General features: G+C 71.7%; 12 protein-coding genes. 8 read left to right on the plus strand and 4 right to left on the minus strand.

From position 1 onward, the window contains the following. Positions 1-65 precede the first annotated feature (65 nt). Together glgP and ABGB01_RS18935 are read left to right on the plus strand one after the other, a co-directional pair. Entirely contained in the window at positions 66-2,648 is a 2,583-nt protein-coding gene (gene glgP, locus ABGB01_RS18930; RefSeq protein WP_347774774.1) for an alpha-glucan family phosphorylase, read from the plus strand. 42 nt (positions 2,649-2,690) lie between these two features. Then, positions 2,691-3,587, plus strand: a complete 897-nt coding sequence (locus ABGB01_RS18935; RefSeq protein WP_132604877.1) for a MurR/RpiR family transcriptional regulator — start codon at positions 2,691-2,693, stop codon at positions 3,585-3,587. Here ABGB01_RS18935 and ABGB01_RS18940 read toward each other — a convergent pair. The 4 genes from ABGB01_RS18940 to ABGB01_RS18955 all read right to left on the minus strand — a co-directional run bounded on the left by ABGB01_RS18940 (position 3,550) and on the right by ABGB01_RS18955 (position 10,185). Beyond that, entirely contained in the window at positions 3,550-5,463 is a 1,914-nt protein-coding gene (locus ABGB01_RS18940; protein WP_347774776.1) for an N-acetylmuramoyl-L-alanine amidase, read from the minus strand. The genes ABGB01_RS18935 and ABGB01_RS18940 overlap by 38 nt on opposite strands. 143 nt (positions 5,464-5,606) lie before the next feature. Next, complete coding sequence (locus ABGB01_RS18945; protein WP_347774777.1) at positions 5,607-7,358, minus strand: ABC transporter ATP-binding protein; 1,752 nt, start codon at positions 7,356-7,358, stop codon at positions 5,607-5,609. Continuing rightward, a complete protein-coding gene (locus ABGB01_RS18950) occupies positions 7,330-9,075 on the minus strand; it encodes an ABC transporter ATP-binding protein (protein ID WP_347774778.1) in 1,746 nt (581 codons plus the stop codon). The genes ABGB01_RS18945 and ABGB01_RS18950 overlap by 29 nt, the downstream gene beginning before the upstream one ends. A gap of 132 nt (positions 9,076-9,207) precedes the next feature. Beyond that, positions 9,208-10,185, minus strand: a complete 978-nt coding sequence (locus ABGB01_RS18955; RefSeq protein WP_347774780.1) for a zinc-binding dehydrogenase — start codon at positions 10,183-10,185, stop codon at positions 9,208-9,210. A gap of 156 nt (positions 10,186-10,341) precedes the next feature. Here ABGB01_RS18955 and ABGB01_RS18960 point away from each other — a divergent pair, with 156 nt between their 5' ends. The 6 genes from ABGB01_RS18960 to ABGB01_RS18985 all read left to right on the plus strand — a co-directional run bounded on the left by ABGB01_RS18960 (position 10,342) and on the right by ABGB01_RS18985 (position 18,472). Continuing rightward, a complete protein-coding gene (locus tag ABGB01_RS18960; protein WP_347774782.1) occupies positions 10,342-12,420 on the plus strand; it encodes a family 10 glycosylhydrolase in 2,079 nt (692 codons plus the stop codon). Then, on the plus strand, positions 12,417-14,366 hold the full coding sequence (locus ABGB01_RS18965; RefSeq protein ID WP_347774784.1) for a beta-galactosidase trimerization domain-containing protein: 1,950 nt from the start codon (positions 12,417-12,419) through the stop codon (positions 14,364-14,366). Before ABGB01_RS18960 ends, ABGB01_RS18965 begins: the two co-directional genes overlap by 4 nt. 100 nt (positions 14,367-14,466) lie before the next feature. After that, entirely contained in the window at positions 14,467-15,753 is a 1,287-nt protein-coding gene (locus ABGB01_RS18970; protein WP_347774786.1) for an extracellular solute-binding protein, read from the plus strand. Positions 15,754-15,762: 9 nt separating this feature from the next. After that, complete coding sequence (locus tag ABGB01_RS18975) at positions 15,763-16,665, plus strand: sugar ABC transporter permease (protein ID WP_347774788.1); 903 nt, start codon at positions 15,763-15,765, stop codon at positions 16,663-16,665. Next, complete coding sequence (locus tag ABGB01_RS18980; RefSeq protein WP_347618440.1) at positions 16,665-17,546, plus strand: carbohydrate ABC transporter permease; 882 nt, start codon at positions 16,665-16,667, stop codon at positions 17,544-17,546. The genes ABGB01_RS18975 and ABGB01_RS18980 overlap by 1 nt, the downstream gene beginning before the upstream one ends. Beyond that, positions 17,543-18,472, plus strand: a complete 930-nt coding sequence (locus ABGB01_RS18985) for a D-2-hydroxyacid dehydrogenase (RefSeq protein WP_347774790.1) — start codon at positions 17,543-17,545, stop codon at positions 18,470-18,472. Before ABGB01_RS18980 ends, ABGB01_RS18985 begins: the two co-directional genes overlap by 4 nt. The last annotated feature ends 4 nt before the right edge of the window (positions 18,473-18,476 follow it).

Genomic DNA, 18,476 nt, shown 5'->3' on the forward strand with positions numbered 1-18,476 from the left:
GTTTGAACGGTCATCATGAGGGTGAAGGACTGAGAGGTCCCTCCTAGCCCGTAGGGTGCAGAAACGTGAGAGCTATCCGCCGGTTTACCGTCCGCACCGTCCTGCCCGCGGAGCTGGCCGCCCTCGGCGAGCTCGTGCACAATCTCCGCTGGTCCTGGCACCCGGAGACGATGGATCTCTTCTCCGAGGTCGACGCCGGCCTCTGGGAGCGGGTCGGGCACGACCCCGTCGCCCTGCTCGGCGCGGTCACCCCCGCCAGGCTGTCCGAGCTGGCCGCCGACCGCCGCTTCCTGCGCCGCCTCGCCGACGCCGCCGACGACCTGCGCGAGTACATGACCTCGCCGCGGTGGTACCAGACGCTGCCCGACGCCGCGCGCGCCATCGCCTACTTCTCCCCCGAGTACGGCATCGCCGCGGCTCTCCCGCAATATTCGGGCGGTCTCGGCATCCTCGCGGGAGACCACCTCAAGGCCGCCAGCGACCTGGGCGTGCCGATCCTCGCGGTCGGCCTGCTCTACCGCCACGGCTACTTCACGCAGTCGTTGTCGTCCGAGGGCTGGCAGCAGGAGCACTACCCGTCGCTCGACGCCGGCGGGCTGCCGCTCACCCTGCTCAAGGACGCCGACGACACGCCGGTCAAGATCCGCATCGGGCTGCCGGACGAGCGGATGTTGCACGCCCAGGTGTGGGTGGCGCAGGTGGGCCGGGTGCCGCTGCTGCTGCTCGACTCCGACGTGGCCGACAACGACACCGCCGCCCGCGACGTCACCGACCGGCTCTACGGCGGCGGCACCGACCACCGGCTCATGCAGGAGCTGCTGCTGGGCGTGGGCGGTGTGCGCGCGATCAGGGCGTACTGCAAGATCACCGGGCATGCCGACCCCGAGGTGTTCCACACCAACGAGGGCCACGCCGGATTCCTGGGCCTCGAGCGCATCCGCGAGCTGACCGAGGCGCGGCTCTCCTTCGACGAGGCGTGGGAGGCGGTGCGGGCCGGCACGGTGTTCACCACGCACACGCCCGTGCCCGCCGGGATCGACCGCTTCCCCGTCGACATGATCGCCCGCCACTTCGGCGGATCGAACGCCTGGCCCACCGTGCCCGTCGATCGCATCCTGGCGCTGGGCGCGGAGTCCGATCCAGACCGGTTCAACATGGCCGTCATGGGCATGCGCCTGGCGCAGCGCGTCAACGGCGTGTCCCGGCTGCACGGCGAGGTCAGCAGGAAGATGTTCAAGGGCCTCTGGCCGGGCTTCGACCTGGACGAGGTGCCGATCGGCTCGATCACGAACGGCGTGCACGCCCCCACGTGGGTGGGGCGCGAGTTCATGGAGCTGGCCGACCGCGAGCTGCCCTCGCTGATCGAGCGCGCCCGCGGCTGGGACGGCATCCAGAAGATCCCCGACGGCGACATCTGGCAGATCAGGGGAACGCTGCGCAGGCAGCTCGTCGAGGGCGCCCGCGTGCGGTTGCGCCGGTCGTGGCGCGAGCGCGGGGCCTCCGACGCCGAGCTGGGGTGGATCGACGACGCCCTCGACCCCGACGTGCTCACGATCGGGTTCGCCAGGCGTGTTCCCTCCTACAAGCGGCTCACCCTCATGTTGCGCGACCCCGAGCGGCTCACCGAGCTGCTGCTCGACCCCGACAAGCCGGTCCAGATCGTGATCGCGGGCAAGGCCCATCCGGCCGACGAGGGCGGCAAGAAGCTGATCCAGCAGATCGTCAAGTTCGCCGACCAGCAGAAGGTCCGCCACCGCATCGTCTTCCTGCCCGACTACGACATGGCGCTGGGCCGGCTCATGGTGCAGGGTTGCGACGTCTGGCTGAACAACCCGCTGCGCCCGCTGGAGGCGTCCGGCACGTCCGGGATGAAGTCCGCGCTCAACGGCGGCCTCAACCTGTCCATCCGCGACGGCTGGTGGGACGAGTGGTACGACGGCTCCAACGGCTGGGCGATCCCCACCGCGGACGGCGTGGCCGACACCGACCGCCGCGACGAGCTGGAGGCCGCCGCCCTCTACGACCTGATCGAACACGAGGTGTCCGACCGGTTCTACGACCGTCCCGGCGACGGGCTGCCCCGGCGCTGGATGGAGATGGTCAAGCACACGCTGGCCTCGCTCGGGCCGAAGGTGCTCGCCGGGCGCATGCTGCGCGACTACGTCGTGACCCTGTACAACCCGGCGGCCACCGCTGCCAGGGCGCTGTCCGCCGACGGCTACGCGCCGGCGAAGGCGTTCGCCGCCTGGCGGCTGCGGGTCGCCAAGGCGTGGCCGGGCGTCAGGGTCGAGCACGCCGAGGCCACGGGCGTGGGCGACACCCCGGAGGTCGGGTCGTCCATCGAGCTGCACGCCACGATCGCGCTCGGCGACCTGGAGCCCGCCGACGTGCGGGTCGAGGCCGTCTACGGCAAGGTCGGGCCGCACGACGAGCTGGTGCGTCCCGCGTACGCGAAGCTGGAGATGACCTCGGCGGAGGACGACGGTCGGGCGCACTACACCGGGGTCGTTCCGCTCGACCACACGGGCGCCTTCGGCTACACCGTGCGCGTCGTCCCGCACCACCCGCTCGTCGTCACCCCGGCCGAGCTGGGCCTCATCACGGTGCCCGAGGAGCCCGCGGGCATGACGAACGGGACTCTGCGCTAACCAGCAGTTCGGGATCCCGGCGCAAGCGGCATAATCGGGACCGTGGACGACAGCGGCAACGGCCTGCGGGCCGACACTCTGGTGGCCACGGTCCGCGGTGTGCTGCCGTCCCTGACGCCTGCCGCCCAGACCGTCGCCCGCCTCATTCTCGAAGATCCCGCGACGGTGGCGCGGAGCACCATCACGGAGCTCTCCGCCGCCTCCGGCACCAGCGAGGCCACGATCGTGCGCACGGCGCGGCTGCTCGGGTTCGCGGGCTATCCGCAACTCCGGTTAGCCCTGGCGGCGGCCGCCGCGCAGCCCGACCGGCTGGTGCCCGGCGACCTGGCCCCCGACGACCCGCTGTCGGAGGTCATCCACAAGGTGGCGCGGGCCGAGTCGGAGGCGATCAACGACACGGTCGCGCAGCTGACCTCCGAGCGGCTCGGGCTCGTGGTCGACGCCGTCGTCGGCGCGCGGCGGATCGACGCCTACGGGGTCGGTGCGTCGGGCCTGGTGGCCGAGGACTTCGCCCAGAAGCTGCTGCGCATCGGGCTGTCCAGCCACGCGTTCCAGGACGCGCACCTGGCGCTGACCAGCGCGGTGCTGCTGAAACACGGCGACGTGGCGCTCGGGGTCAGCACCTCGGGGGAGACTCCCGACGTGATCGAGCCGCTGACCCGGGCCGCCGAGGGCGGGGCCACGACCGTCGCCATCACCAACAACCCCCGGTCCACCATCGCGGAGCTGGCCGAACACGTGCTGATCTCGGCCGGACGCGAGACGGAGTTCCGTCCCGGCGCCCTGGCCAGCCGGATCAGCCAGCTCCTCGTCGTCGACTGCGTGTTCGTCGGCGTCGCCCAGCGTACGTTCGACTCCTCTCAGGAGGCGCTCGCGAGCACCAGGCGCGCCGTCAACGCATTCACCCGGAGAACGTCACCCGCACGTCGTCAGCCTTGACGAACATCACGCGGTGGCCGAACTGGATCTGCAGATACTTCGTCCTGCCCCGCACCACCTTGTGGTCCTCCAGGTTGAACGTGACCGCCCGGTAGTACTCCGTCGCGGCCGGCCCCGCGAGGGTGTACTTCTCGCCGGCCGAGAACGTGTACTGCAGCGGGGTCACCTGCTGGTAGGGAATGCCCTCGGGGTAGGCCTCCGCTTCCGGGTACGCCCGGCCGTAGACCGGGACGGTCGCCTTGCCGGGCTTGGGGGTGACCACCAGGCCCATGGAGGGCACGGCCGTGGGCGCGCTCTTCGGGTTGTGGAACCACGCCTTCTGGCCGAGGTACCAGATGGCGGTCCAGTCGCCCTGCCGGCCGGCCACGGCGAAGCGCTGGCCGGTGCTCGCGCGGGCGCTGTGGTCGTACACGCTGTAGAGCGACTCGCCCGTGGGGTGCTTGCCGATGTCCTTGACCAGCGGGGCGTCGTCGCGCGGCTCGGTGCGCAGCCAGACGGTGTGGGCGGGGAGCGGCGGGCAGGCGGCCTCGGGGTTCTGGCGGTCGCAGCCATAGAAGTACGGCTTATTCGTCGCGAAGTCCGGCTTGATCATGATCGAGCCGGACCTGGGGCCGCCGAGGCCGTGCAGCGGCGCGCCCATCAGCTGGAAGTAGTGCGCCCAGTCCCAGAACGGGCCCGGGTCCTCGTGCATCTGCCTGACCGTGGTCGGCAGGGTGCCGGGGACGTTGTCATGGCCCAGGATGTGGGCCCGGTCCATCGGGACGCCGTGCCGCAGCGCCAGGTAGCGGACCAGGCGGGCGGAGGAGCGGTACATCGCCTCGGTGTACCAGGTGCCGCCCTCGGCCAGGAAGCCCTCGTGCTCGATGCCGATGGACTTGGCGTTGACGTACCAGTTGCCGGCCTGCCAGGCGACGTCCTTGGCCTTGACGTGCTGGGCGATGTGGCCGTCGGTGGAGCGGACGGAGTACTGCCAGCTGGCGCCGTACGTCGGGTCCTGGTTGAGGCGGATGGAGGGCAGGAAATATCCCTCCATGTCATGAATGATGATGTACTCGATCTTCTGGCTGAACGGGCGGTTCGCCAGGTCGTAGTGGCCGTAGTCGTCGTTCGGAAGCTCCTGGTAGGCCGACGGGATCCACTCGCACGAGATCGACGCCGGGCACTCCACGCCGTCGGTCCTCGGCTTGCGCAGCCCGAGCTTGTCCAGCCACTTCTCGATCTTCGTGAGCCCGGGGACGGGGGCCAGCCTGACCTGGTGGCCGTCGTCCGTCGTCCGCTCGGCGCCTTCCCTGATCGTCGCGAAGACCTCGTCGGCGAAGAACCTGGCCGCGCCCGCCTCCTCGGCTCCGGAGTACTTCGCGACGGCGCCGTACCAGTCGCCTGGCTCGTCGCTCAGCGGCGCGCCGAGCGCCTTCTGGTAGTCCGCGAGCAGCGCCGCGCCGCCGCGGATGTTGGCGGCGGCGTCCGTACGCAGGCGCTCGCGGCTCTCGCCGGTGAGCTCGGCGGCCTTCTCCACCGTGCGGAGCGAGGCAGGGAGGTCGGCGGGCGCGGGACGCGCGCTCGGGGCGGGCAGGGGCCTGCTGTCGTCGCCGCGCGCGTCCTCCTCGCCTTCGTGGTGGTGGTTCGATCCGGTGAAGGCGGCGGCGTCGGTCAGGTGCATGGGCCCGAACCCGGCGTCGCTGGACGGCTGGCCGGCGTGGGCGTCCCAGCGCGACTCGAGGTAGGAGACGCCGAGCAGCACGCTCTCGGGCACCCGGAACTCCTCGGCGGCGGAGGCGAAGGCCTTCTGGCGGCCGGCGGGTTCCTGGGCGTGCGCCGCTGTCACGGTGCTTAACGGCAGGGCGGCGACGAGGGAGATCGCCAGTAGTCTGCGCATGAACCACTCCTTGGGGCTGGGGGCGCGTGGTGGGGTTCAGCGTCTCAATATTTTCCTTCGCAGGCGAGATCTTTGCGAAGAGATTCTTCATCCCGTACGGGGGCCGGCCTCGCACTCCGCCGGGGGGCGGGAACCGGCGGCGCTCACTCCGGGTGCCCGCCGTGCCAGGAGCGCCAGAGCGCGGCGTACGCGCCGTCCGCCGCCACGAGCTCGTCGTGCGTGCCGAGCTCGGTGAGCCGGCCGTCCCGCAGCACGGCCACCCGGTCGGCGTCGTGGGCGGTCTGGAGTCGGTGGGCGATCGCGATGACGGTGCGCCCGGCGAGCACGGCGGCCAGCGCGCGCTCGGTGTGCCGCGCGGTGCGCGGGTCCAGCAGGGCGGTGGCCTCGTCGAGGATCAGCGTGTGCGGGTCGGCCAGCACCACGCGGGCCAGGGCCAGCTGCTGGGCCTGCGCGCCGTCCAGCCGCTCGCCCTCCGGGCCCGGCTCGGTGTCAAGCCCGTCGGGGAGCTCGTCGATCCAGCCCGCGCCGACGGCGGCCAGCGCGGCGCGCAGCTCGTCGTCGGCGGCCTCGGGCGCGGCGATCCGCAGATTGTCGCGTACGGTGCCGAGGAACACGTGATGCTCCTGGGTGACGAGCATGACCCGCTCGCGCAGCCGGGCGGGGTCGAGCCCGGCGACCGGCACCCGCCCGACGGTCACGGAGCCGACGCTCGGGACGTCCATGCCCGCCAGCAGCCTGCCCAGGGTCGTCTTGCCCGCGCCGGACGGCCCGACGACGGCCAGCCGCTCGCCTGGCTGCACCGTCAGGTCCACCCCGTGCAGGACGTCGGGGCCACCGTCGTAGGCATAGCGCACACCAGACACCTGCAGCCGGTCGTCTACCGGCTCGGTGGCGGCGGCGTCCTGGTCCGCCCGAGGGGCCAGGCCGGCGCCCTCCACCCGGGCGAAGGAGGCGGCGCCGCTCTGGAGGCGTTCCATGTTGAGCAGGATGACGTCGAGCGGCTGGGAGAGCTGGCGCAGGTAGAGCGCGGCGGCGACCACCGTGCCCAGGGTCACGGCGCCCTGCCCGAGCAGCACGCCGCCGGCGAGCAGGACGGCGACCACCGGGATGGCGTAGGAGACGTCCACGACGGGGAAGAGCACGCTGCGCAGGAACAACGTCCGGGTGCGGGTGCCCCGGCACCGGTCGATCGCCTCCTGGCAGGTCTCGAGGCGGCGCCGGCCCAGCCCGAGGGCCTCCACCGTACGGGCGCCCGCGGTGGTGGCCGCGAGCTGCTCGGCGAGCTCCGAGTTGGCGGCCCCTTCGGCGAGGTAGGCCGGCACCGCCCGGCGCAGGTACCACCGGGCGGCGAACCAGATGCCCGTCAGCCCGAGCACGCCGCACCCGCCCAGCAGCGGGTCGAGGACGACGACCGCGCCCATCACGAACACCGCCTGCACGCTCGCGATCAGCACGTCGGGACCCGCGCCGCGCAGCATGGTGCCCACCGCCGCGACGTCGGCGGTGCCGCGGGTGGTCAGGTCGCCCGCCCCGGCGCGCTCGACCACCCCCACCGGCAGCGCGAGCACGCGGCCGGTGAACTCCTCGCGGATGCGCGCCAGCGTACGCTCGCCGAAGCGGTGCCCGATGTGGCCGGCGTAGCGGACCAGCAGGAACTGGGCCAGCGCGAACCCGAGGAGCGCGAGCGCCAGCCGGTCCACGATGGCGACCCCGGCGCCGTTCCGCACCTCGTCGATGACGCGGCCGAGCAGCCACGGGCCGGCCAGTCCCGCGGCGGAGGCCAGCGCGTTGAGCCCGACCATGGCGCAGAACGCGCGCCAGTCCAGCCGGATGAGCCGGAACGCCGCCCTGCGCAGCCGGGCGGAATCAGCCACCGGCAGGGCGCCGCCCGTCATCGGGCCGCTTCCCTGCTGCCGTCGTCCTCCCTGGCCACCAGGGCGCGGTAGCCGGGGTGCCCGCCCAGGAGCTCGCCGTGCCCGCCGGTCGCCACGACGGAGCCGCCCGCCAGGTAGTGGACGGTGTCCGCATGGGCCAGCACGAGGGGCGACGTGGTGGTGACGACCGTGGTGCGGCCCGCTCGCGCCGTGCGCAGCCGGGCGGCGATCGTCGCCTCGGTGTGCGCGTCCACGGCCGAGGTCGGCTCGGCCGCGAGGAGGATCTCGGGGTCGGCAAGCAGGGCCCGGCCAGGCGTACGCGCTGGCGCTGGCCTCCCGACAGGTTGCGGCCCTGCGCGTCGACGCGCGCGTCCAGCCCGCCGGGCAGGCCGCGGACGATGTCGTCCGCCATGGCCGCGTGGACGGCGAGGCCGAGGGCGTCGTCGTCGGGGTCGAGCCGGCCCGCGACGACGTCGCGCAACGTGCCCGCGAACAGGTCGGCCTCGTTGTCGGCCACCAGGATCCGCTCCCGGAGCCGCGCCGGGTCGATGCCGCTCAGCCGGATCCCGCCCCAGGTCGCGGCGGGAGCGGCGAACCCGCCCAACCGGTCGAGCACCGCCGCCGCCTCCGCCGGTCGGGCGCTGACCAGGGCGGTCAGCCGTCCCGGCACGATCTCCACGCCTGAGACCGGATCGCGCAGCACCGACATGGGGGCGGGCGGGTCCACCGGGTCGTCGTTGACCGCGGCGGCGGGTTCCAAGCCCAGAAACCGCACGACCCTGCGGGCGGCGACCAGGCCGCGGCTGAGGCCGTAGCCGCCCTCGATGAAGAACGACACGGGCACCACCAGCACCGCGGCGTACCCGTAGACCGCCACCAGCTCGCCCGCGGTGATGTCGCCCCGCGCGGCCATCCGGGCCGCCAGCCAGGTCACCGCGCCGAGGAACAGGGTGGGCAGGCCCACCCCGAGAGCCTGGATCCAGCTCGTCACCGCGCCGACCCGGTAACCCTGCTCCCGCAGCTCCTGGGAGCCGCGGCGGTAGCGCTCGGCGTACACGTCCTTGCCGCCGACGCCGTTGAGGACCCGCAGCCCCGCGGCGATGTCCCCGAACCGGGCGGCGAGCTCGCCCTGCCGCGAGCGGTAGCCGGTCTCGGCGCCCCGCAGCCGCCCCAGCAGCGGGCCGAGCACGACGACCAGCAGCGGCACGCCCAGCAGGACGACCGCGGCGAGCAGCGGCGAGACCGACAGCAGCAGCCCGGCCACGACGACGTAGGCGAGGACCGAGCCGACGCCGGGGCCGGTGACGGTCAGCGCCTCGGACATCATGGCCACGTCGGTGAACCCGATCGTGACCACCTCCCCGGCGGTGACCTGGCGCGGCAGCGCCGCGCCCAGGCGCGTCGCCTGCAGGGCCAGCACCTGTACGGAACGGAACGCGGCGTCCATCCGCACCCGGGTCATCGTCCGGTGCCGCATGATGGCCAGCCACGCGGTCAGCACCCCGTAGCCCAGTAACGCCGCCGCCCAACCGGCCAGCGCGGGCCCGGGCTCCGGCGTCAGCCCGTCGTCGATGGCACGGGACAGCAGGTAGGGGGCGAGCGTCAGGCAGACCGTCCAGGCGGTGCCCAGCAGGGCGCCGGCCGCGACCCTTCCGCGCTGGCTGGTGACCAGCCACCACAGGTAACGCCCGGCGCTCCGGCTGTCAGGAGTGCCGGGGTCCATGGTGGCCGAGGTCATGGCTGGACCTTATGTGCCGGTCCCCTCGGCCTGACCGGGGGGTTCGCGGCGGGCGTACGAAGAGTCCGCGTGGCCGCTCGATGGACGGCGGCTCGCACGTGGCCGCTCGGAGGAGGACGGCCGCGTGGCCGCTCAGGGGATGAGGACGACCTTGCCCGTCGTCGCCCGGCTCTCCAGCGCGGCGTGCGCGGCGGCGGCCTGCGCCAGCGGGAACGCCTGCACGGCCGGCGTCAGCGTGCCGTCGGCGGCCGCCGCCAGCGCGCGGGCCTCGTACGCGGCCCGCTGCTCAGGCCTGCCGATCAGGATCAGGAGGGCGTTGGTCACCGTGATGTCCCGCTCCTTGAGCGTCTCGGGGTCCGGCCGGAAGTCCTGCTGGGAGGCGTTGCCGATGGTGACGTAACGCCCGCCGTCGGCCAGCAGCCCGAACGCGGCCCGCGCCTTGTCGCCGCCGACCCCGTCGAGCAGGGCGGTGACCGTCCGGCCGCCCAGCCGGTCGGCCACCGACCGTTCCCAGCCGGGCTCGTCGTAGTCGACGGAGAGGTCCGCGCCGAGCTCGCGCACGGCGGCCACCTTGGCGGGGCCGCCCGCCGCGCCGATGACAGTGGCGCCGAGGGCGTGCGCGTACTGCACGACCAGGCGGCCGATCCCCCCGGCGGCCGAGGTCACCAGCACCACGTCGTCGGAGGTCAGCTTGGCCACGTCGAGGAACTCCAGCGTCGTGCGCCCGGTGACGACCATGGCGACGGCCGTCTCGTGTCCCAGCCCGGCGGGCAGCCAGTGCACCGAAGCGACGTCGGCGACCGCCAGCTCGGCGTAGCCCCCGGGCTCCCCGGCCGAGGTCACGACGTCGCGCCCGAGCCAGGAGGGGTCGACGTCCGGGCCCACGGCGTCCACCCGGCCGGCCACCTCGCCGCCGAAGATGGCCGGCAGTTCCGGCAGGGGCGGCAGCGAATCGCTGACCATGCCCGAGCGCATCATGGTCTCCACCAGGTGCACGCCCGCCGCCTTGACGGCGATGCGCACCTGGCCGGGGCCCGGCTCGGGGTCGGGGACGGTCTCGTAGCGGAAATTGCCGGCCGGGCCGAAGGCGTGCAGGACGACGGCGTGCATGGGTTCTCCTTGGAGGTCGTGGCTTTGCCCTCCGAGGGTGCAACCTCAACCTTGCTTGATGTCAACCGCGACGTCCAGGACGGCTTGTCACTCTTGCAATCTTGTATGACAATGTTTCGCGTCTGACAAGAAGCCTGATGGAGAGGTGTGTGTCGATTGCGAACTTCCGACTGGCCGCGTAAGGCGACCCGCTGGACACAGCTCACGCTGGCCGAGGACGATCCGGCGCATCTCGATGTCGACTTCTGGACCTCTGTGATGCGCGACAGCAAGTCGAATGCGCTCTGCATCAGCGCGGGCGGCTACATCGCCTACTATCCGACCCGCATCCCCTTCCACCACCGCAGCACCTACCTCGGCGACACCGACCCCTTCGGCACCCTCGTGGAGGCCGCCAGGGGACTGGGCATGCACGTCATGGCGCGGGTCGACCCGCACGCCGTGCACGCCGACGCCGCGCGGGCACATCCCGAATGGCTGGCGTGCGACGCGGAGGGGGCGCCCATCGAGCACTGGTCGTATCCCGGCATCTGGCTGACGTGCGCCTTCACCGGCTACCACCGGGAGTTCATCACCGATGTGGCCCGCGAGATCATCCGCGAGTACGACGTGGACGCGATCTTCGCGAACCGGTGGGAGGGATACAGCGGCATCTCCTACAGCGAGGCCGCGCGGCGTTCGTTCCGTGACGACACGGGATTCGACCTGCCGCGACGTGAGCGCGACCCGTCCGACCCCGCCTGGCCCGTCTACGTGGCCTGGCGCCGGCGCAGGCTCAGCGAGCTGGTGGCGATCTGGGACGCCGCGGTCAAGGACGTGCGACCGCATGCCCGGTTCATCCCCAACCTGGGCGCGTTCGCCGCCCGCGACCTGGAACCTGGGCTGGTCGAGCGGGTCTACCCCATGTTCGTGGTGGACAAGCAGGGGCGTTCCGGCATCGAGGCGCCATGGGTGGCGGGCCGGGTCGCCAAACGCAGCCGGGGGTTGTTCCCCGACCGGCCGGTCGGGCTGATCACCTCCGTCGGCCCCGAGTACCACCAGCACCGGTGGAAGGACTCCGTGGCGCCGCCAGAGGAGGTGACGACGTGGATCGTGGACGGGTTCGCGCAGGGCGCGCTCCCGTGGTTCACGAAGTTCAACGCCACCGTCTCCGACCCCCGGTGGGTGCCGGCCGTGGTCACGGCGTTCGGCCTGCACGCGCGGCTGGAGCCGGTGTTGTCGGCGATGCCGGTCAGCGCCGAGGTCGCGCTGCTCGACCCGAGCACCAGCGGGCAGCTGCGCACGGGGGCGGCGCACACCTCTCCCGACGACGACGGTTTCTACCAGGCGCTGGTGGAGGCGCGGATCCCGTTCGACCTCGTCGCCGCCCAGGCGCTGTCCGCCGAGCGGCTGCGGCCGTACAAGGTGCTGGTCCTGGCCAACAGCGAGCAGCTCAGCGACGAGCAGTGCGCGGTGATCCGCGCGTACGTGGCCGCGGGCGGCGGGCTGGTGGCCGCGCACCAGTCGTCCCTGTACGACGAGCACGGCGCCCCGCGCGCCGGCTTCGGCCTCGCCGACGTGCTGGGCGTCGACCTGGTCGAGCCCGTCAGGGGCCCGGTGCGGAACAACTACATCGCCCTGACCGGCGAGCACCCGGTGAACGCGGGCTTCGGGAGCGCCAGGCGGATCATCGGCGGCACCCGGCTGCTGCGGGTCGAGGCCCGCGAGGGCACGCAGGTGCCGTTCCGCTTCGTGCCGGACTTCCCCGACCTGCCGATGGAGGAGCTCTACGCGCGCGAGGAGCCGGGCGCCCCGGCCGTCGTCACCAGCGACGCTCAGGGCCGGGTGGTCTACTTCGCGTTCGACCTGGGGGCGGTCTTCTGGGAGGCGCTCCAGGCGGACCACGGCCGGTTGATCGCCGACGCGGTGCGATGGTCGCTCGGCGGCGAGCCCGCCGCGACCGTGCGCGGGCCCGGCCTGGCCGACCTCGCCGTACGCCGCGACGACGACGGCGTCGCGGTGACCGTGGTCAACCTCAACAACCCGATGGCCATGCGCGGCGCCATCAGGGAGACCATCCCGCTGCCGCCGCAGACGGTCAGCGTCGCGCTGCCGCCGGGTGTTCAGGGGGCCACGGCGCGCCTGCTGGTCGCGGACTCCGAGACCGCCGCCGAGGTCCGTGACGGCCGCGTGGAGGTGGCGCTGACCGGCGTCGAGCTCATCGAGGTCGTGCACCTCACGTGGGAGCGCCGGTGACCGGGCGGCCCTGGTGGCGGGAGCCGTTCCGGATGTTCCAGACCAATCTCCGCGAGGTCGACGCGGGGCTCGACGTCGAGCGGGTGCTCGACCACCTGGAGGGGGCCGGGGCGAACGCGTGGCTGATCAGCGTCGGCGGCATTCTGTCCAACTATCCGACCGGCCTGGACTTCCAGACGCGCAACCCGTACCTCGCCGGGCGGCCGTCGGGTGACCTGGTCGGCGACGCGGTCGCCGCGGCCCGCCGCAGGGGGATACGCGTGCTGGCCCGCATGGACTTCTCCAAGATCGACCACCGGCGGGCCGAGGAGCACCCCGAGTGGTGCTTCGTCGCCCCCGACGGCGCCGCCCAGGTCTACAACGGCCTGACGAGCGTCTGCCCGAGCGGCGACTACTACCAGGTCAAGCTGTTCGAGGTGATCGGCGAGGTCCTCGACCGGTACGCGGTCGACGGCTTCTTCCTCAACTGGATGTCGTTCAACGAGGTCGACTACAGCCGGCGCTACTGGGGGGTGTGCCACTGCCTGGCCTGCGCCCGCCGCTACGCCGGGCAGGCCGGCGAGGAGCTGCCCGAAGGCCGGGACTCGCCCGGATACCTGCGCTGGCGGCGGTTCGCGCGCGAGACGCTCGACGACCTGCACGCCCGGATCAGAGCGGCGATCGCCGGCCGGCGCCCCGACGCGGCGCTGATCCTGGGCGAGCACGCCGACATCGTCTTCCACGAGGCGAACAACGCCGTCGGCCGGCCGCTCTGGCACCACCGCACCAGCGAGCACGTCAGCGCGGCCAAGTCGTATCGGCCGGACGTTCCCGTGCTGGTCAACTCGGTGGGGTTCGTGGACATGCCGTACCGGATGGCGGGGGAGGAGCCGTACCACTTCGCCCAGTATCTGCTCCAGGCGATCTCCCGGGGAGCGGTCCCGTCCACGTACATCATGGGGACGCCTGACGACAGCCCGTACGAGTGCCTGGAGATCGCGGGCGAGATCACCCGCTTCCACCGCGACCACGCGGAGACCTACCGGGACCTCGTCTCCGAGGCGCGCACGCTGCTGGTGCGTCCCGACCCGCTGAAGGATCCGCCGAAGGGCGCCCTCTCCGAGTTCCAGGGGCTCTACCTGGCGCTGCTGGAGCGGCATCTCCCGTTCGACGTGCTGCCGGAGGACAGGCTGCCGGTGAGCGACCTGTCCAGGTACCGGCTGATCGTGTTGCCGGATCTCGGCCCGATGGAGTCGGGGCGGGTGCTCGACGCGTACGCGGCGGCCGGGGGGACGGTGCTGGCGACCGGTTCGAGCGGCTTCGACGCGGACGAGGCCCGGCTCGCCTGCCTGCCCGTGACCCGCCGCCTGGCGAGCAGGGAGACCGAGGAGGCGACGCGCTCGCTCCACCTGCGCGGCGACAGGGGCATGGTGCCGGTCATCGGCGCCTTCCACGTGGTCGAGCCCGCCGAGGGGGCGGAGACGGGGCTGTTCGCACTCTCCAGGGCCAGGTACGGCCCGCCGGAGAAGTGTCACGGCCACCGCGAGACCGGCCATCCCGGCTGGTTGGGCGCCCGGTACGGCAAGGGCAATGGCGTGCTCATGCCGTGGACGGTCGGCCGCGGCTACCGGGAGACCGGGCTGAGCGCGCACCGGGACCTGTTCGCGGACCGCGCGCTGGCCGCCGCCGAAGGGCTGGCGGTGGAGACCGGCCTGCCGGAACAGGTGGAGATCGTCCCCGCCCGCTCAGCCGCCGGGCACGTGATCCACCTGCTCAACCGGTCGGGCGACGCCGACCAGCGGTTCCGCCGCCCGGTGCCGATCGGCGCGTCGTGGCTGGGGCTCCCGTGGCCGGGCGAGCGGCGGGTGCGCGCCCTGCGCGCGGGCCGCGAGCTGGAGGTGTCCGGCGGCCGCGTGCGGCTGCCCGAGGTGGGCCTGTACGAGGTCCTGCTGATCACTGACCGCTGAAGATTGTCAAACAAGTATTCATGACCTATTGACGGTCACGTCATACAACTGAACACTAGGGCTTCACTCAGCCCCTGTGAGAACGACGGGAGTAACAGTGATGAGCGGACTCGATCGGCGGGGATTCCTGAAGCTGGCTGCGGCGGGGGCGCTGGGGGCCGGCCTCGTGGCATGCGGCGGTGACTCGGGGAGCGGCGGCGGCGCCACGCTGAGATACGCCTGGTGGGGTAACACCATCCGCCAGCAGAACTACACCAAGGCCCTCAAGGAGTTCGCCGCCAAGAACCCGGGCATCCAGGTCGAGCCGGAGTTCGCCGACTACTCCGCCTTCCAGGAGCGCATGACGACGCAGATGGCGGCCCGCGACGTCGCCGACATCTTCTGGATCGCCTCAGCGCAGGTGCTCACCTACCACACGAGCAACATCTACCGCCGCCTCGACGACATCCCCACCCTCGACCTGTCCGACTACTCCCAGCAGGAGCTGGACTCGTTCAAGCTGGGCGGGCAGCTCAACACCATGCCGTTCGGCGTCTTCGTCCCCGTCATGCGCTACAACGAGACGTTCGCCGAGGAGGACGAGGTCGAGCTCCCGCCCGACGACGCCGACTGGGACGCCTGGGCGACCTTCCTCATCGACTACTCCAAGGACAACTCCGGCAAGCGCAAGGGCATGCCGTACGAGGCCGACGCCGACATGTGGTTCGAGGCGTGGCTGCGCCAGCGCGGCGAGCACCTGTGGACCGAGGACGGCAACGTGGGCTTCACCGCCGACAGCGTGCGCGCCTGGTTCGACTGGTGGGACAAGATGCAGAAGGCCGGAGCCGTGCTGACGCTCAGCGAGCAGGAGGGCATGGGCCCCGACTGGGCGCTGGTCGGCGAGAAGGTGCTGGCCAAGGTGGGCAACTCCAACCACATCATCGACGACGCCAAGATGTTCCCCGACCACCGCTTCAAGCTGCGCGGCGTGCCGGTGGCCAAGGACGCGCAGGCCGGTCACCCGTTCCTGTACTACCCCCGGATGGCGATATATCAGGGCATCGACGAGGAGAACCTGGAGGCGGCCGGCAAACTCATCAGCTACAACACCAACGACCCGGCCATGCTCAAGACCGTCGGCCTGACCATGGGCGCGCCGGTCAACCCCAAGCTCTTCCAGCAGACCCTCGACAGGGCTAGCGGGGACGAGAAGGAGATGCTCACCGCCGTACAGGCCGTCCGCGAGGCCGAGCGCCGTCCCCGCTTCGAGGCGCCCCCCGGCACGAGCACCTGGCGCACGGCCATGGCCAGGGCCGCCGAGGAGATCTCGCTCGGCCGGTTGAGCACCGCCGACGGTGCCCAGCGGCTCCTCGACGAGATCAAGACCGGCATCACGCGGGCGCGTTAGGAGATCGTTGTGCCGATCACGCGAGCCAGACGCGGGCCGCGCGGCCAGGGCGGGGCCGCGCACGTCTTCCTCATCCCGTGGTGGCTCGGCCTCGTGCTGGTCACGGCCGTGCCGCTGCTCGCCTCCCTCTACCTGGCCTTCACCGACTACAACATCCTCAGCTCGCCGGAGTTCAACGGCCTTGCGAACTTCCGGCGGATGTTCGAGGACGGCTATTTCTGGGCGGCCGTCCGGGTGACGCTGGTCTACGTCCTGATCTCCATCCCGCTGCAACTGGGCTTCGCGCTGCTGCTCGCCCTCATCCTCGACCGGGGCCTGCGCGGCCTGGCCTTCTACCGCAGCGCCTTCTACCTCCCGTCGTTGCTCGGCAGCAGCGTCGCGGTCGCGATCCTGTGGCGGCAGGTCTTCGGCGACAACGGCCTGATCGACCGGGCGCTGTCGGGGTTCGGGCTGGAGCTGGGAAGCTGGCTGCAGAACCCGAGCCTGTCGCTGTCGACGCTGATCGTGCTGAACGTGTGGACGTTCGGCTCGCCGATGGTCATCTTCCTCGCCGGCCTCCGCCAGATCCCCGAGGAGTTGTACGAGGCCGCCCGGGTCGACGGCGCCGGCGTCGTCCGGCAGTTCACCGCCGTCACGATCCCGCTGCTGACCCCGATCATCTTCTTCAACCTGATCCTGCAGACGATCGGCGCCTTCCAGTCGTTCACCCAGGCCCACGTCGTCAGCGGTGGCACCGGAGGCCCGGCCAACTCGACGCTGTTCTACACGCTCTACATCTACCAGCAGGGATTCACGAACTTCGACATGGGCTACGCCTCCGCGCTGGCGTGGGTGCTGATGGCCGCGATCGCCGTGGTGACGGCCGTGCACTTCGTCCTGTCGAAATACTGGGTCTTCTACGGAGACGACTGATGACGACCGCGACCCTCGACTCCACGCGTACGCGCTCCAGGGCGGCCGCGCGGCGGCGCGTCCGCCGCGACCTGCTCAAACATCTCGGCCTCGGCGCCTTCGTGCTGCTGATGCTCTATCCGCTGGTCTGGATGATCGTCAGCTCGCTCAAGCCCGACCACCTCGTCCTCACCGAGCCCGGGCTCATCCCCAGCGAGATCACCTTCGACAACTTCGTCGAGGGCTGGCACGCGCTGAACCGCCCGTTCTCGGTCTTCTTCCTCAACTCGCTGGTCGTCACCGTCGGCGCGATCATCGGCAACCTCTTCTCCTGCTCGCTGACCGCGTTCGCGCTGGCCAGGCTGGAGTTCAGGATGCGCAAGGTCTATCTCGCGATCACGCTCCTGTCGGTGATGTTGCCGATGCACGTGCTGGTGATCCCGCAGTACATCTTCTTCTCGCAGTTCGACCTGGTGAACACGTACTATCCGCTGCTCGTGCCGAAGTTCCTGGCCACCGACGCGTTCTTCATCTATCTGATGGTGCAGTTCATCAGGACCATCCCGCGCGACCTCGACCGGGCGGCCTGGATCGACGGTTCGGGGCCGTTCCGCACCTTCTGGTACGTGATCCTGCCGCTGATGCGGCCCGCGCTCGTCACCACCACGATCTTCACGTTCATCTGGACGTGGAACGACTTCTTCGTGCCGCTGATCTATCTCACGTCGCCGAAGATGTTCACGGTGCCGGTGGCGCTCAACTCCATGGTCGACTCCGAGTCGCAGGGCGGCGTGGGCATGTTGTTCGCGATGTCGCTGGTGTCGCTGCTGCCCGTGCTGATCTTCTTCGCCGTCGCGCAGAAGCAGCTCATCCGCGGCATCGCCACCACGGGGCTCAAATGAGGATCCTGTTCACCGGCGAGCACGACGAGAGCGTGCGCCGCGGCGTGCGCGCGGCGGCCCCGGAGGCGAGCGTCACGTTCGGGGCGGACCTGGACGAGGGGATCGAGGAGGCGGACGCCGTGGTCGGCCGCGTGCCGGACGCGCTGCTGGCCAGGGCGCGCAGGTTGCGCTGGGTGCACAGCCCGGCCGCCGGCGTGGACGGCGTGCTGTCGGGCGCGCTGCTCGACAGCGACGTGACGCTCACGTCCTCCGCGGGCAACGGTGCGATCCCGCTGGCCGAGCACGCGATGTTGCTGATGCTCATGCTCAGCAGGGACGCGCCCCGCTGGCTGCGCGCGCAGGCGGAGCGCCGCTGGGACCGCTACACGCACGGCGAGCTGGCCGGCGCGACCGTCGGGCTCTACGGGCTGGGCAACGCGGGGCTCGACCTGGCGGCCAAGGCGAAGGCGTTCCACATGCGGGTGCTGGGCATGCGCCGCAGGGCGGGCGTGCCCGCGCCGGGTGTGGACGAGCTGTTCGGCCAGGACGACCTTCCCCGGTTCCTGGCCGCGTGCGACTTCGTGGTGGTCACCGCGCCGCTCACGCCGGCCACCGCGGGCCGGTTCGACCGGGCCGCGTTCGCCGCGATGAAACGTACGGCGTGCTTCGTCTGCGTCTCGCGCGGCGGCATCGCGGACGACGACGCCCTGCTCGACGCGTTGCGCCGGGGTGAGATCGCGGGGGCGGGGCTGGACGCGCACGGCGTGGAGCCGCTGCCGGAGGAGAGCCCGTTCTGGGCGGTGCCGAACGTCATCGTCACCCCGCACAACGGCGCCACCACGGGAGGGACCGCGCGCCGCGGGGTGCGGATCATGCTGGACAACGTCGGCAGGTTCGCCCGTGGCGAGCCGCTGCGCAACGTCGTCGACAAGGCGGCCGGGTATTGAGAGC

This window comes from Nonomuraea sp. B5E05 (assembly GCF_039880665.1).
Taxonomy (GTDB): Bacteria; Actinomycetota; Actinomycetes; order Streptosporangiales; family Streptosporangiaceae; genus Nonomuraea.